This is a genomic window from Pseudomonadota bacterium (genome assembly GCA_026388255.1).
Taxonomy (GTDB): Bacteria; Desulfobacterota; Syntrophorhabdia; order Syntrophorhabdales; family Syntrophorhabdaceae; genus JAPLKB01.
Genome location: JAPLKC010000085.1, coordinates 11720 through 26565, shown reverse-complemented (window position 1 = coordinate 26565; position 14846 = coordinate 11720). Strand labels below are relative to the sequence as shown.

General features: G+C 41.9%; 15 protein-coding genes and 1 tRNA gene. 12 read left to right on the top strand and 4 right to left on the bottom strand.

Going from position 1 to position 14846, the window contains the following annotated elements; translation table 11 throughout:
- Positions 1-1239 precede the first annotated feature (1239 nt).
- The 7 genes from NT178_11220 (at position 1240) to NT178_11190 (ending at position 6902) form a co-directional block, all read left to right on the top strand.
- Positions 1240-1830, top strand: coding sequence for a hypothetical protein (locus tag NT178_11220; GenBank protein MCX5813099.1), 591 nt, complete (start codon positions 1240-1242; stop codon positions 1828-1830).
- A complete protein-coding gene (locus tag NT178_11215; GenBank protein ID MCX5813098.1) occupies positions 1827-2390 on the top strand; it encodes a hypothetical protein in 564 nt (187 codons plus the stop codon). The genes NT178_11220 and NT178_11215 overlap by 4 nt, the downstream gene beginning before the upstream one ends.
- 66 nt (positions 2391-2456) lie before the next feature.
- Positions 2457-3074: a hypothetical protein gene (locus NT178_11210; GenBank protein ID MCX5813097.1), complete on the top strand. Its 618-nt coding sequence runs from the start codon at positions 2457-2459 to the stop codon at positions 3072-3074.
- Positions 3075-3176: 102 nt separating this feature from the next.
- Positions 3177-3638 (top strand): hypothetical protein, encoded by a 462-nt coding sequence (locus tag NT178_11205; GenBank protein ID MCX5813096.1) that lies wholly within the window; start codon positions 3177-3179, stop codon positions 3636-3638.
- Between the two features lie 512 nt (positions 3639-4150).
- Positions 4151-5041, top strand: a complete 891-nt coding sequence (locus NT178_11200; GenBank protein ID MCX5813095.1) for a hypothetical protein — start codon at positions 4151-4153, stop codon at positions 5039-5041.
- A gap of 771 nt (positions 5042-5812) precedes the next feature.
- Complete coding sequence (locus NT178_11195) at positions 5813-6343, top strand: nitroreductase family protein (protein ID MCX5813094.1); 531 nt, start codon at positions 5813-5815, stop codon at positions 6341-6343.
- Positions 6336-6902, top strand: coding sequence for a DUF523 domain-containing protein (locus tag NT178_11190; protein MCX5813093.1), 567 nt, complete (start codon positions 6336-6338; stop codon positions 6900-6902). Before NT178_11195 ends, NT178_11190 begins: the two co-directional genes overlap by 8 nt.
- Here the strand turns inward: NT178_11190 and NT178_11185 are convergent.
- Positions 6882-7637: an SDR family NAD(P)-dependent oxidoreductase gene (locus tag NT178_11185; protein ID MCX5813092.1), complete on the bottom strand. Its 756-nt coding sequence runs from the start codon at positions 7635-7637 to the stop codon at positions 6882-6884. The two genes, NT178_11190 and NT178_11185, sit on opposite strands and share 21 nt — an antisense overlap.
- A 414-nt stretch (positions 7638-8051) precedes the next feature.
- Between NT178_11185 and gap the strand changes: the two genes are divergently transcribed.
- The 5 genes from gap (at position 8052) to NT178_11160 (ending at position 11426) form a co-directional block, all read left to right on the top strand.
- Positions 8052-9050 (top strand): type I glyceraldehyde-3-phosphate dehydrogenase, encoded by a 999-nt coding sequence (gene gap, locus NT178_11180; protein ID MCX5813091.1) that lies wholly within the window; start codon positions 8052-8054, stop codon positions 9048-9050.
- Positions 9051-9097: 47 nt separating this feature from the next.
- A complete protein-coding gene (locus tag NT178_11175; protein ID MCX5813090.1) occupies positions 9098-10291 on the top strand; it encodes a phosphoglycerate kinase in 1194 nt (397 codons plus the stop codon).
- Positions 10288-11043: a triose-phosphate isomerase gene (tpiA, locus tag NT178_11170; protein MCX5813089.1), complete on the top strand. Its 756-nt coding sequence runs from the start codon at positions 10288-10290 to the stop codon at positions 11041-11043. The genes NT178_11175 and tpiA overlap by 4 nt, the downstream gene beginning before the upstream one ends.
- Positions 11043-11330, top strand: a complete 288-nt coding sequence (secG, locus tag NT178_11165) for a preprotein translocase subunit SecG (protein ID MCX5813088.1) — start codon at positions 11043-11045, stop codon at positions 11328-11330. Before tpiA ends, secG begins: the two co-directional genes overlap by 1 nt.
- A gap of 14 nt (positions 11331-11344) precedes the next feature.
- A tRNA-Leu gene (locus tag NT178_11160) sits at positions 11345-11426 on the top strand.
- A gap of 73 nt (positions 11427-11499) precedes the next feature.
- On the opposite strand, the gene recJ is transcribed toward NT178_11160, so the two are convergent.
- From recJ to NT178_11145, 3 genes are read right to left on the bottom strand one after another with little or no spacing between them, the layout of a single operon-like run.
- On the bottom strand, positions 11500-13239 hold the full coding sequence (gene recJ, locus NT178_11155; GenBank protein ID MCX5813087.1) for a single-stranded-DNA-specific exonuclease RecJ: 1740 nt from the start codon (positions 13237-13239) through the stop codon (positions 11500-11502).
- Entirely contained in the window at positions 13190-14095 is a 906-nt protein-coding gene (locus NT178_11150; GenBank protein MCX5813086.1) for a dihydroorotate dehydrogenase, read from the bottom strand. Before NT178_11150 ends, recJ begins: the two co-directional genes overlap by 50 nt.
- A complete protein-coding gene (locus NT178_11145; GenBank protein MCX5813085.1) occupies positions 14077-14835 on the bottom strand; it encodes a dihydroorotate dehydrogenase electron transfer subunit in 759 nt (252 codons plus the stop codon). Before NT178_11145 ends, NT178_11150 begins: the two co-directional genes overlap by 19 nt.
- Between the last annotated feature and the right edge of the window lie 11 nt (positions 14836-14846).

Sequence of the window (14846 nt, the reverse complement as noted above, 5' to 3'; positions counted from 1 at the left end):
TATCTCGTCAGATCGGCCTTTTGCCTGTGAGTAAGTGAGCATTCCCTTAATTCTTATTCCTCTCGCCCACTCCCTTGCGGTCGTTCGAGTACGCAGAGATCACAGAGTTAAAATAGTTTTTTACCCTGATTTGAGAGAATGCCCATATCAGGGTAAACTCACGGCACCTGTCGGTGCGTGATTATTGTTTATCTATGCCCCTGCCCCGAAGGGGCGTAGTGTGTGAGCAGGATCAGGTAGTCCTCGATGCTGCTCACAGATATACCTGCCTTTCTCTGCGTACTCTGTGAACTCTGCGAGAGACAATGCCTTTGATTCTTTTCCCTCACGCTCACTACCGTGCAGTAATTCGGGCGGTTTAATTGATTATTAATTCCCCAATGCCAAGGATAACCAGACACCGATATTTATCCTAATGGAAAATACGGGTTTATTTCTGCCCTGACAAGGGCATGGAATGTGGACAGAATTGAGCTTTCTCGCAATTATGGCCACAAGCATATCTCGTCTTTCTCTGCGTACTCTGTGAACTCTGCGAGAGACAATGCTTTTGATTCTTTTCCCTCACGCCCACTCCCTTACGGTCGTTCGAGTACGCAGAGATCGCGGAGTTGAGATAACTTTTGCCGGAATAGAGAGAATGATTCATTCCGGCAACCCGCACACCCTGCGGGTAAAATTTACAAGTATATCCTCTTTCTCTGCGTACCCTGTGAACTCTGCGAGAGAATAGGTTGTTCTGTCTTTTGTGTAATAGTACATTTATGGCATAAAATATTCCTTGACAACATGCTGAAATAGCAGGAGAATGAAAGAAAAAAGGGCGGGTACGACAGCAGGGATCAATCGGTTTAATAGAATTTCTTCCTGGCGGAGAATAGTCATTTACTTATTTAAGAACATCTCCTATGTTCCCCCTTGAAAAGCAATTAGATTGTGGTAATAATATCATAAGGCTGGGATGGAGGACCAACACCATGTAAACACATCATCATTTCAGTTAAAGGGTTTACATGAGACAGCAAATCAATAAAATTCAAACGGTATATCCTGAATTGCTTTGGTCATTTGTAGAGATACCGATATTATCCCAACCTGGCAAATACCAGGTAATATCAACAAACACCATTAATCAGGTCGATTTATCTTCAAAAAAGCAACATTTTGAGGGTTTTTTGTCTTTAGTATGATATGAGTTTTAAGGAAAAAGTATATTGGTATATTTTTTGTTAGCAATAGATGAATATGGATGATATTGTTCGCAAAGGAATTGTAACAATTTTAGGAAACAATATGTCGCTCCTGCGAATTCCCATAAGACAGAGAGCCAAATTTGAAGGTTGGCTAAAATTCGAGCTTGCCCATTATTTGGAAGAAATAGGCGCTAAAAACGTAGAGGTAGAATCTAAAGTCCCATACGGACGAGATAGAGCAGATATAGCGTTCCTTAATAACGGAGAAGCGTACACCTTAGAGCTAAAAACCCCGAATACAAATTGGAAGGTCAAGGGAGTGAAAGAAAATACTCGTCCCATCACAAAAAATGTGCAATCAATTATCGCTGATGCAAAAAAACTGAACTCCGAAAACGGTGTTGTAGCTTTCGTGCTCTTTCCGGTGCCTGTTGGTGACAATCGGTGGGAGCTGTATCTGAATCGCATCAATGAAGAAACTGGCCTTGGACTAAGTAAAGAACAGAATTGTGAAATCATTAACGTTAATATTGATGATAATAATGTATGTAGCTTAGTAGTTTGTACCTTCATGTCGAAGCTTTTTAGTGCCTGGAGTAGGTTCTTTTCACATGAGATAGGACCGCTAACGGGTTGAAGAATATTATCAATGCTGATCAAGAAAAAGACTCAAATGAATGGGCTAATCTTGTCAGGAGGATTTCTCAAAAAGACACTGAATTATATATTCGATCATCCGGAAGAAATGGCGCGGGGAATGAAATTTTAACATCTCTTTATAAAGCCATATTTGGCATCAATATAAAATTTGATCCGACAAATAATCAAAAGCCCACAATAGTGATTCAGGAATTGACTGGTCATAAAAAAAATAAAACAATACAAAATTATCAAGTCTCTCATGTGTTCGGAAGAACAAAAAACGTGTTCTGTTTTACTGCACCATGGAATATTATATTCATACCAAAACTAATTGACCCCCTTACGGGACATGAAGCAAAAGGTGAATACGTTAATGAGTTCCAGAAATTACTTAAAAGAAAAATAGCCACAGTCTTCCATAGAGAAATTAGCGATTATAATTCTCAAATGCTAACATTTAAGGAATCAATAGATCATTGGATCAACAACAATGTAAGAGCTAACCTAAAAGAATCGATAAGAAAAGATTTTGAAGAAATAAAAGAAGAAAGCTAACAAAATCATTACACCCGATCGCTACGCCCCGGGTGATTTTTTCGTTAGATTCGTAAGGGAATACAAATGGAGCAAGTTTTAATATCAAAAAAATATGAGTCTCCTCTTTCAAAAAAGTTTGCAGATCTTCAATCTATTCGAAGGGATCTCAATAAATCAATTGAAATGCTAAATTTATTAAAACCAGAATTAGAAAAATCAAATGAAGATGCAAACACAACATTAATTGAAAGCATTTGGAGTGCAAGCGTGATTCGATACTGCCGATGTTATGCGTCTGGGAAGCGATTTGGGCTTGATGAAGGCATATTCGAGGGATTACCTGGTGATGCTATAGGTGTGCATCAATGGATAAAAGGCATGAGGGATAAACTGATCGCGCATAGTGTAAACCCATTCGAGGAATGTAAAACAATCATCATAACAACAGATGAAGATTTACCAAAATCTTGGGGCGTAGGATTTTTTGATGCTCATTATGTTCATCCAAAATTAGACGGTATAGCTAATTTTTGTAACCTAACGGTTGTATTAAGAGATAAAATTACGGAATTATGTAATGAAGTACAATCTGAATTACAAAATGAAGTAAACAATTTGAAACCTGAAGATTTAAAGAAATTACCCAAACATGAATATGTTGCACCACCACCAGAAAAAGCTGGGACCGTAAGAGGAATCTAACAAGCGCGTGCAGCGAATCCGCAAAAAATGCGTCTCGCTGACGCTTATGTTCGGCTGGGACAAAAGCAAAATGCCGTCTCAGCCGAACATAGCGGAAAGGAAATGATGAAGTCGATTATTATTGTACTATTTCTGACATTTGTTTTTCTGAACGTATGCAATGCCGAGGAATTCTGCATTGAAGACCAGGATTTGAAGCCGGTACCAGAGAATGCTGTGCGAGCCATCCTGTCGAGTGAAAGAAATCCTGACTGGAAGACATGCAGATTCTTGGGCAAGCCAATTAATCTTGACGGCGACGGTAAGTCCAAAGACCTGTTTGTTACTACTGCCGACGGATGCGGTTGTGGCAATGCGCTTTGTACCATATGGGTGCTTCAGCCAAAAAGAGATTCTTATTCCGTTGTTCTTTCTGACGGAGGATACTGTATGAAAATAAAAAGATCGAAAATCAAGAAAATGCCGGATATTGCCTTTGAAGCTTCCACTGCCGGTTGGTCACAGGAAAGTCTCTGGAAATTCAACGGAAAACGTTATATAAGGGTAAAATTAAAAACAAATTAACCGCTAACAACGGCTTGCAGCGAACCTGCACGAAGCGCGTCTCGCTGACCCGCGTGTTGGAACCTAAAAAAATGATAAACAGTCATAAATCTTCAATAATGAGACTTTGTAGACAATGTGTCTACAACATTGGTAGCAAATGTTGCTACTGAATTTAAAATCTTAGCTAAGCCAATACAGGCTTAGGTTTGGGCAATTAAGTATATTTTTCTAACACTGTGTTAGAAAACGTATAAATGTCTTGATAAATGTATTATATGAAGTACATAAAGGCTGAAAAAGAAGGTTTTAAAATAGCTGGCTTCTCTTCTCCATAAGATTTTAGAAAAGAATAAAGACAAAAGACAGGATAGAAGCTATAATAAACAAAAACATGGAAAAGCCGATAAAGGCAAAAAATAGTTCCAACGATTCACCGGAGCCAATCGGCCATAAAGCCGGCCTCTGGTTGATCCTGGCGTTAGGCGTCAAGGCCCGGCAGCGCGATAACAAAAGAAGGAGGAAAGAAGCCGATGATCAAAAGAGTTATTGTATTATCAATCTTTTTGGCCGGTATATTGGTGGCTGGATTATCACAGGCATCAAGCCCAATCATAGAAACCAAGCACCTCATTATTAGTGATGCCACCGGCAAATTGTCGAATGATCAACTGAAAAGCCTGGCCGATCAAGCGCAAGCAATGTTGGAGCGCATTCTTGCATTCTGGTCTGCCGATTCCGGAATAGACCGATTCGGGAAGATACAGGTCATTTTCGATGTACCACGCAGGGATGTCTATTCGAGTGTCTTTTACTGGGAAAACAAGGATGGTGAACGTATACGCATCGTTCGGGTCTTCAGTTCTGAAGGATCGCCGCAAATGATGGCGCACAAGCTTACAAGCGCGGTATTTCCACAAAAGGATAAATTGATTCGCAACATGATGGGTATTCTTACAGAAGCGAAAGTCGGGAATCCGTTAACCTTTCCTATGTGTGGATTCGGCAGTGACGAATGGGTGTTGGCTCTTCTGGAAACGAAATCATACATCCCCCTAAATGAATTGGGACCTGATCATGAGTCATGGGGCATGAAAGACGCCGGGGGCGGCAAACTTTCGATTCTTGATAAAGCCAAACAACACAAGGCATATGCTGAAACGGGGTCTTTTGGAAATTATTTGTATAAAATCTATGGAATCAACAAGATAAAGCAGCTACAACGACTCTCCCAGGAGAAGGATAGGCCATGGCAGGACGTGTTCGGGATCAGCATACGGGAACTTGAGGCCAATTGGATCAATGCTCTGAGGGAGAATGAAAAAACAAGAGAGAAGAATGTTTCTATAGTATCGAAGTTGATTGAAAGAAACCCGGGTACAGCCTGTACGGAGGCGCAGCAGCTTGTAAGGAGCAACCCGTAACCCAGGGATAAGGGGACATCCTTTAAAAACTAAATAACTTTTGGAAACAGAGGTTTTATTGATACAAAAAACTTACAAAAGAGAACCCGCCCAACCATCGGTTGCAGACAATCGGCAATAAAACCTGCCTCTGGCTAACGCTGGCGTTGGAACCGGATGATAATAAAGTATCGATTTCATATCATTTTGTGCGATTACAGACACTGTGTCTGTAGTGTTTGCTCTCACATTGAGAGCAAAGAGCTAAATCTCTGTAAAGCCAATACAGGCTTTGGTTTGAACAATTAGATGTATTTTGCTTGCACAGTGCAAGCAAGTATGGAAACCTTTTTAATAATGTTTTTTATGGAGTGCAGAAAGGCAAAATAAGAAGGTTCTTTAAATCGGTTGGTAAGACCTTGGGGACAGGAGGTTTTTTTGGTAGTCTGATAAAAAACTTTTTTCTCTGTTATTCTTTGGGGTAGAATCTGGGGTCATGGTAATATATAACGTCGAGGAGTGTGACGAGGAGACAACAAAGGTATGCAAATGAAGGCAACTTGGTATTAAGTACCAATCGTAATGTCGTATATCAGTCATAGGTCGAAAAACTCTTTTGCAGAAAGTTGTCAGTGTATTAGGCAAAAACAGCATAGTGTGAAGTTTCTGTCAACAACTCTTGGAAATCTATAATACATAAACCAGTATGTTTTATATTTTACATTTTACGTTATATAAAATCAGGATTTAATTTAGTATAATTTATCCGGAAAATAGACAGGAGGCTGCTATATGATCGAACTATTACGCAAGCGTCGGAGTATCCGCAAATACACGAATAAAGGCATTGATAAAGCATCCCTTGATGTACTTATAGAAGCATTGCTCAGGTCTCCCTCCTCGCTGAACAACAGGCCCTGGGAATTCATTATTGTAGATAAGCCTGAGCTATTGTCAAAGCTGTCAAAGGCAAAGGCACATGGCTCACAATTCCTGGAAAAGGCAACCTTGGGGATCGTGGTGTGCGCAGACAGCTCAAAATCCGATGTTTGGGTTGAGGATTGTTCTATCGCATCAATACTGCTTCAACTGACAGCAGAGTCATTGGGGCTGGGAAGTTGCTGGATACAGATAAGAAAACGGGAATACAACGACGCGAAGACCTCTGAAGCATATATACAGGAAATATTGGGGATACCCGAACATATCAATGTGGAATCGATAATCGGCATTGGCTGGCCGGATGAAACAAAAAAACCTGTTCCGAAAAGCAGCCTGGATTATCAGAAAGTCAGGCACAATAATTATAATGAACATGAATAATCCCGACATTAAGATCGGTGTCAGCGCATGCCTCCTTGGGGAAAATGTCCGCTATGACGGTGGGCATAAACACGATCACTATATTACAGATACCCTGGGCCGGTTTTTTCACTGGATTCCCGTATGCCCGGAGGTTGAATACGGTCTTCCCGTTCCGAGGGAGGCAATGCAGCTTGTGGGTAATCCTGCATCCCCTTGTCTTGTAACAATTAATACAGGCATCGACCATACGGACGGGATGAAAAAGTGGGCCGAAGAAAGGCTGAATAAGCTTGCACGGGAAGGAATCTGCGGTTTTATCTTTAAGAGCAGGTCTCCCAGTTCCGGTATGCAGGACGTCATGGTTTATACTGAAAATGGGATATTGGCGCAAAAGGGTGTCGGCATTTTCGCTGCCGCTTTTATGAAAAGGTTCCCCCTTATCCCTGTCGTTGATGATGAAGGCCTTAAAGATCAGGTCCTCCGGGAAAGTTTCATAGAACGGGTATTCGCATTGAGCGGACTGCAAGAGATTCTTAAAAAGGGATGTTCCCTGTTTTTATATCCCCCATCCCCCTGAAACCGTAATGGTTGTTCCTGTTATGTATGATGACTCATCAGATGCAAGGAAGGCAATCACCCTGGCCACCTCTACAGGCTCGCCCATGCGTCCCAGCAGGGTCTGATCAATTATGGGCTGTTTATACTTGTCCGGTAATTTTATCATCGGGGGGGTACGGATAAGCCCCGGCACAATCGCATTTATTGTTACATTGTCTGCCCCTGCCTCTCTCGCCGTAGTCTTTGTCAGTCCGATAATACCTGCCTTTGCAGTACAATAAGCTGCTTCTCCCTTTGCCCCGGAGAGACCATAAACAGAACTTATATTGACTATGCGTCCCCATCGGCGGGCGCGCATTTCCGGAAGGAGCCATTTCGTCAGGAGAAAGGGTACGCTGATATGTATCCCCAGAACAGCATTAAGGTCTGTTTTGTCTGTTTTTGCCGTTACACCGGGCCTGTCAAAACCGGCATTGTTTACAAGTATATCTATCGTTCTTTCTGCTTTCATTTCTTCTATTAATTTTTGAAGCGAAGTTGTACGGGTAAGGTCTATGATATGCGCAATCACCTTTCCCCCTTTTGATGCTATCCTGTCGGCTACGCGAGGAAGGGTTTTCCTGTTTTTGTCGAGTAGGATAAGGTCAGCACCCCTTTCTGCAAATACCTCAGCGCAGGCCTCGCCGATCCCCTGACCTGCCCCGGTAATTAACGCCGTATGTCCCTTTAAATGCATGGAGTTTTTTGAATTCATCAATTCACCTCTTTTTTGGCTGTCATAATTATTCCAAAAAATGTATTTATCTCTGATCGTCTCTTAACAGAAAACCTATTTTTACAGTTACATCAATGGTTTCCAAACAATCAATCTGATGCAAAAGGAGAAACAAAAATACGGAAAAATTCTACCATACCGATCCGGGTGAACAAAGTAAAAATTGCTTTTACTGGAAAGATTATGGCCGCGCATGAAAGCTTTAGTTCCTTTGCAACTTTCTTTAAGATGAGAACATCATAAGGAGTTATGGATTAATAATGAAGAATATATACATATTTGAGCTCCGGTGTTTGATTTTGTCGGCTTTTCAGACAACTAAAAATTCATTGACAAGGTTATCCCCTTATGATTACTATTTAATGCGATCTAAACCAACAAGAGGAGGTTTTTATGTCTGTAAAGATAGCGATAAATGGTTTTGGAAGAATTGGAAGACTCGTTTTCAGGGCAGGCTATAAAAATAAAGACGTTGAGTTTGTAGCAATAAACGATATTACGGATGCAAAAACCCTTGCACACCTCCTAAAATATGATTCTATACACGGCACTATGGATGCTGAGGTAAAAGCAAAAGACAATGCAATTATGGTAAATGGAAAGGAAATAAAGACATATGCCATACGGGATCCGGAAACACTGCCATGGAAAGAACTTGGTGTTAATGTGGTTCTTGAGAGCACGGGAAAATTTACTGACAGGGAAGGGGCGGAGAAGCATATAAAGGCCGGCGCGCAAAAGGTTGTAATATCGGCGCCTGCGAAAAACCCGGATGTGACGTTTGTTCTGGGAGTAAACCAGGAAGTATATGATAAATCAAAACATCATGTAATATCCATGGGTTCGTGTACTACAAATTGTCTTGCACCTATTACAAAGATACTGCAGAAAGAGTACGGTATTGAGCAGGGGCTTATGACTACCATTCATTCTTTTACAAACGATCAGGTTGTACTTGACGAGCCTCATAAGGATTTGCGCAGGGCGCGTGCGGCGTCGCTGTCTATGATACCGACAACAACCGGTGCTGCAAAGGCAATATCAGAAGTTATACCTGAATTAAAAGGAAAACTTGACGGTCTGGCAATCAGGGTTCCGACACCAAACGTTTCTATCGTTGATTTCGTGGCTTTATTATCGAAGAGCACAACAAAGGAAGAACTGAATAATAAGTTTAGAGAATATGCAGACGGCCCTATGAAAGGGATACTTTTCTGCTCTGAAGAGCCTCTTGTTTCAAGAGATTTCAATGGAAACCCGCACTCTTCCATAATTGATATGGAAAATACAAACGTTATCGGCGGTAAGATGATAAAAGTGTTGTCATGGTATGATAACGAATGGGGTTTTTCAAACAGGATGCTTGAGCTGCTGTCTTTTATTGTGAAATAGCAAAATCAGGCGCTTTTCTTTCCACCTTAAAAAAGGATGGGTGACATATGAAATACATAGATCAGGTCGATATAAAAGGTAAAAGGGTTTTTCTCCGTGTTGACTTCAACGTACCAATGGATGAATATGGGAATATTACCGATGACGCACGGATACGCGCACATCTCCCGACGATAAATTATGCTCTCGATGAACACGCGAAGGTAATTATCGCGTCCCATATGGGCAGACCAAAAGGGAAGAAAACTGAAGAATTTTCCTTGAAGCCTGTTGCAAAAAGACTTTCAAGACTGCTTCAAAAAGACGTTACATTCCTTGATGATTGTGTAGGCGATGATGTTGAAAAGGCGATATCGGACATGAAGGATGGGAATGTAGTTCTACTCGAAAATCTTAGGTTTTATATAGGCGAAGAAAAAAATGACAGCGAGTTTGCATCTCAACTTGCCAGATTGTGTGATGTATATGTTGACGATGCTTTTGCGGTATCTCACAGGAAAGCAGCATCAAATGCTGCAATCACTGAATTTGTTAAAGTATGCGCTGCCGGTTTTCTCATGCGAAATGAACTGGATTATTTCAATAAGGCAATGGGTGATCCGATAAGACCTTTAGTGGCAATCATCGGAGGCGCAAAAGTGTCGGACAAAATTGGTGTTCTTGAAAAACTTATGGAGAAAGTTGACAAACTGATTGTCGGCGGTGGTATGGCTTTTACTTTTTTAAAGGCTCTTGGAAATGAGATCGGCAAATCCATATGTGAAGAAAATATGCTTGATATGGCAAGAGATATTATTAGTAAAGCTAACAGCAGGAAAGTCAAGTTTTATCTGCCTGTTGATTGTGTTGTGGCGGAGAAGGCAACAGTTGATGCAGAGGTAAAGATATGTACGGTTCAGGAGATACCAAAAGATTGGATGGGCCTCGACATAGGACCTGCCACAACATCGCTTTTTTCCGAAGCTCTTCAGGATGCAAAAACCATAGTATGGAACGGTCCTATGGGTATGTTTGAACTTGACCCCTTCAGCAGGGGAACTTTTGCCATGGTAACTTATGTGGCAAATGCCCATGCGCTTACCATTGTAGGCGGCGGTGATACTGATGTTGCAGTCCATCGTGCAGGCGAGAGCATGAAAATCTCTTACATATCTACCGGCGGCGGCGCATTTCTTGAGCTTCTTGAAGGGAAAACCATGCCTGCAATTGAGGCCCTTGAGAAATCCGGCGGCGCCTCATGAGAGGATGGATGGTAGCAGGCAACTGGAAGATGAATAATACAGTCAGCGAGGCTATAAATCTGTCGGAAGCAGTAAGGCAAGGTACTGCCGGGATTAAAGGAGGCGATGTTGTACTGTCGCCGCCGTTTACAGCCTTGCACGCTGTTTATGAAACAATAAAGGGCTCGCATGTAACGCTTGCTGCACAAAATATGTTTTACGAGGAAAAGGGAGCATACACCGGCGAAGTGTCGGCATCCATGATTAAAGATATCGGCTGCACCTATGTGATCATCGGACATTCCGAGAGAAGGAAATATTTTGGTGAAACCGATGAATGGGTCAATTTAAAGGCAAAGAAAAGTCTTGCTGTCGGTCTTAAACCGATTATATGTGTAGGCGAGACTGATGCTGAAAGAGAAAGGGGAATTACAGAATTTGTTGTTGGGATCCAGGTTAAAAAAGCACTTGGCGGTATAGACAGCATGGATAATATTGTTATAGCCTATGAGCCTGTATGGGCAATAGGCACCGGGAAAAATGCTACTCCGGCAGAAGCGGAAGGGGTTCACGGGTTTATACGAAATGTCCTTGGAGACATGTACGGCGATGCGTGTAAAAATGTGAAAATATTATATGGAGGAAGCGTAACACAGCAAAATATCAGCGATTTAATAGAAATGAAAGACATAGACGGGGCGCTTGTTGGTGGAGCATCCTTGAAAAGTGAAGAATTTGTTGGTATAATAAAAAAAGTGTCGGAGAAAAGATAATGTTGATAGCGATAGCAGTTATTCATGTGGTTGCAACCATTGCCCTTATCCTTATTGTGCTTTTGCAGACAGGGAGGGGTTCTGAGATAGGAGCAGCCTTTGGCGGCGGTTCAAGCCAGACACTGTTCGGCAGTTCCGGTTCCAGCGGGTTTATGACAAAGCTGACAACAGCTACTGTTATAATATTTATGCTCACAAGCCTTTTGCTTGCATATTTTTACAGTCACAGAGAGTATGTGGGGAAAACAGCCCCTATAAAGGCTGAAGAGAAACTACCGACAAAATGAGACAGTTAATAAGTGCCGAAGTGGTGGAATTGGTAGACACACCATCTTGAGGGGGTGGCGGGGAGACTCATGCGGGTTCGAGTCCCGCCTTCGGCATTATATAACTATTTGATTTAATTAGATTCATACACCGATAATCCGGTTTCACTGTTTTTCGCAAAATCTGATTTTACAAAGTTCCCTCATCCTCATTCAATACAAATTCTTTTATATAAATATTTATGAATTTTTCATCCCTTTCCTTTTTAATAAAAGGATATCCGATGATTGCCGAGGTGTTAGGCGGTGGAACAGAGCAGCCTTTGTTTTGAATTATCCCGTCCCATGTCTTCTTGTTTTTGTCGATGATCCTGACACGACGTTGATTAATCACCGAAACATCCGAAGGCATCAGAAAAAGATCGGGTCTTGGATTACCAATCCCATGTGGTGCTAATTGCTCAATAAGCTCCATAAATTCGTTTGTTATTTCCTCAAATTCAGCATGTGTATCTACATGAAATTGTTTGCTTATCTCACGCGGCATGACTTTTACACGTTCTTCGAAGGCATCCCTGAAGGGGATGAGGTTCTCCTCTGAAAGCGATAAACCGCAGGCGTATTTATGCCCGCCATGTTTTAAAAGCAAATGTGAGAGAGACGCTATTGTCTCAAGCAGGTTCATTCCGTTGCCGCCTCTCCCCGAGCCCTTCCATATGCCGTTTACTTCCGTTATTATTATAGAGGGTTTGCCGAATTTCTCAACAAGTCTCTGTGCAACAATACCAATTACCCCTAAATGCCAATCCTTCTTAAACAGAACTATTGAATTTTTATCTGAGAGATTATCTTTGGTTACAACTCCTTCGATTTCGCTTAAAATTGATTTTTCTTTATCCTGTCTTTCTTTATTTGCTTTTTGGAGATCAAGCAGCAATGCCTCGGATTCATTTTCTTCATTACAGACCAAAAAATCCAATGCTATTTCCGGTTTGGATATCCTGCCTGTTGCATTGATCCTCGGTATAATAATAAAATTCAACGCAAATTCATCAATGTTTCCCCCGCGTGGTATAAGATTTTTTTTAAGAAATGTCTTTAACCATACCCTGGGCTGCCGCCTCATGCTTTCTATGCCAAATTTGACAAGTACCCTGTTGTCTTTTATGAGCGGCACCATATCACCAATAGTACCTATTGTTACAAGGTCAAGCTCTTGTTTGAGATTTATCTTGTTCTTCAACAGACCCCTCTTATGCATAATTCTTCTGAGAGCCCATAAGAAGAAGAAGGTCACGCCACACGCTGCCAGTTCTCTTGTCGGGAAGCGTGAATCCTTACGTTTCGGGTTAATCAATGCACAGGCCTCCGGTATTTCATCCGGTAGTTCATGATGGTCAATAACAACCGTTTCAATGCCTGATTCCTTTGCAAATGCTATCTCATCACGGTTTGACGAACCACAGTCAAGACAAATCAGGAGTTCCGGGCTTTGTAACTTAAACCTGTTTATTGCCTCAATATTCAGCCCATAGCCTTCCTGTCTTTTGGGTAAATAAACCTCCGGGGATTGCCCTATATGCTTAAAGAAGTTTATCATGAGGGCGGCAGATGTAATCCCGTCTGCGTCATAATCACCGTAAATACAAATCTTTTGCCTTTCCACTATTGCCCTGATAACCCTGTCAACACCTTTTTCCATATCAGGGAGCAAAAAAGGGTCGGAAAGGTCATCGAGTTGCGGATGCAGAAATGCCTCTGCCTCGACAACATCTATTATTCCTCTTGAGACAAGAATTCTTGCAAGGATGTTCGGAACCCCAAGCCCCTCCTCAATGGATTTCACAGCATCAGCAATATCTGTCCCGGGGCTCTGCCTGTTATTGGTCATGGGTGATTCCGATAATGTTCTCAATACCTGCATATCCATGCACGTCCAGGTACTCCCTCAATTCTTCGATAATTTTCGGGATTTTATAAGGGTCTATGAATGTAGCAGTACCGATCTGGATTGCATGTGCACCTGCCATTAAAAACGCTACAGCGTCTTGTGTATCCATAATTCCGCCTACGCCGACAACCGGTATGGGAACTGCCTTTGAGCACTCATAGACTGCCCGCAGGGCAACTGACCTTACAACAGGACCCGACAGTCCGCCTTTTATCGGGACTGTTCTTTTGTTTACATCTACAACGGCTGCCGGAATAGTATTAATAAGGGTTAGCCCGTCTGCGCCAGCCTCATAAGCAGCAACGGCAATCTCAACAATATTTTTCACCTCTGGAGTAAGCTTGGCCAAAAGCGGTATTTTGGTGACTGCCTTTACGTTCCTTACAATCTCGTATACCGTATCCGCTTCTTTTCCGAAGCTGATCCCGCCTTTCTTGATATTCGGACAGGAAAGATTCATCTCTAAGGCAATAATCTGCCTGTCAGGTTTGATCTTTTGCGCACAGCCGATGTACTCGTCTTCGGTAAAACCAAAAAAATTTATGATTATAGGGGTTTTCTTACGTTTAAAAAAGGGGAAGTATTCTTCAAAGAAACGCTCGACGCCGATATTCTGAAGCCCTATGCTGTTTATCATGCCGCATCTCTCTTCCCATATCCGCGGAAGAGGATTCCCGTGATGCGGCTTCATTGACAGGCCTTTTGTTACATAGCACCCAAGTGTTTCAACACCCCAGAGCGGTTCTATCTCTTTGCCGTAACCGAGCGTACCCGAGGCATTCATAACAGGGTTTTTCAGTGTCTTGCCGAATAATTTTAAAGTGATATTTCCCATAAATCGAATACAGGCCCCTCCTTGCATACCCTCTTATAAGGTTCATTTTCGTCGATTGTTTTTTTCACACAGCCGAAACAGAGACCAAGTCCGCATGCCATCCTTTCTTCCACAAGCGCCTGGCAGGATATTTTATTCTTGTTAATTGATGTTTTGAGGTTTTTTAGCATCCCTTCAGGACCACATACAAATATCTCCCGGTCAATGTTTTCGGTGGTTTCAAGATGATTTTTCAGCATCTCAACAACATTGCCTTTATATCCGTATGAGCCGTCAAGCGTCGAGACCATGGGATTTAAATTCGCTATATCTTCAAGAAGGGCTGTCTCAATATGAGAGGAACATCCAAAAAATACTGATGCTTTTTCCTTCAGGCTTTTGACCAGAAAATGTATACCTGCTATGCCGATTCCTCCGGCCACTGTCAAATATGCATCCCTCTGATTAACATGGAATCCATTACCCAGAGGGCCAAGCACAGAAGTCAACGTATCCTTGCCTGTTTTGCTTAAGAGCTCTGTCCCCTTCCCTACGACCTTATACATAATTGTTAGTATGCCCATATCGTAATCATATATGCTAAAGGGCCTTCTCAGAAAGACCTCATTGCCGGGTATCTTCAACATAACAAATTGACCGGGCATTATTTTCCCCATAGTCTTAGCCGGCTTCAGTCTGAGCAGAAAGTAGTCCAGAACAACGTTCTTGTTTTCTATAATCTGTGCTTCTGTATCAACCATAATTCCTCATG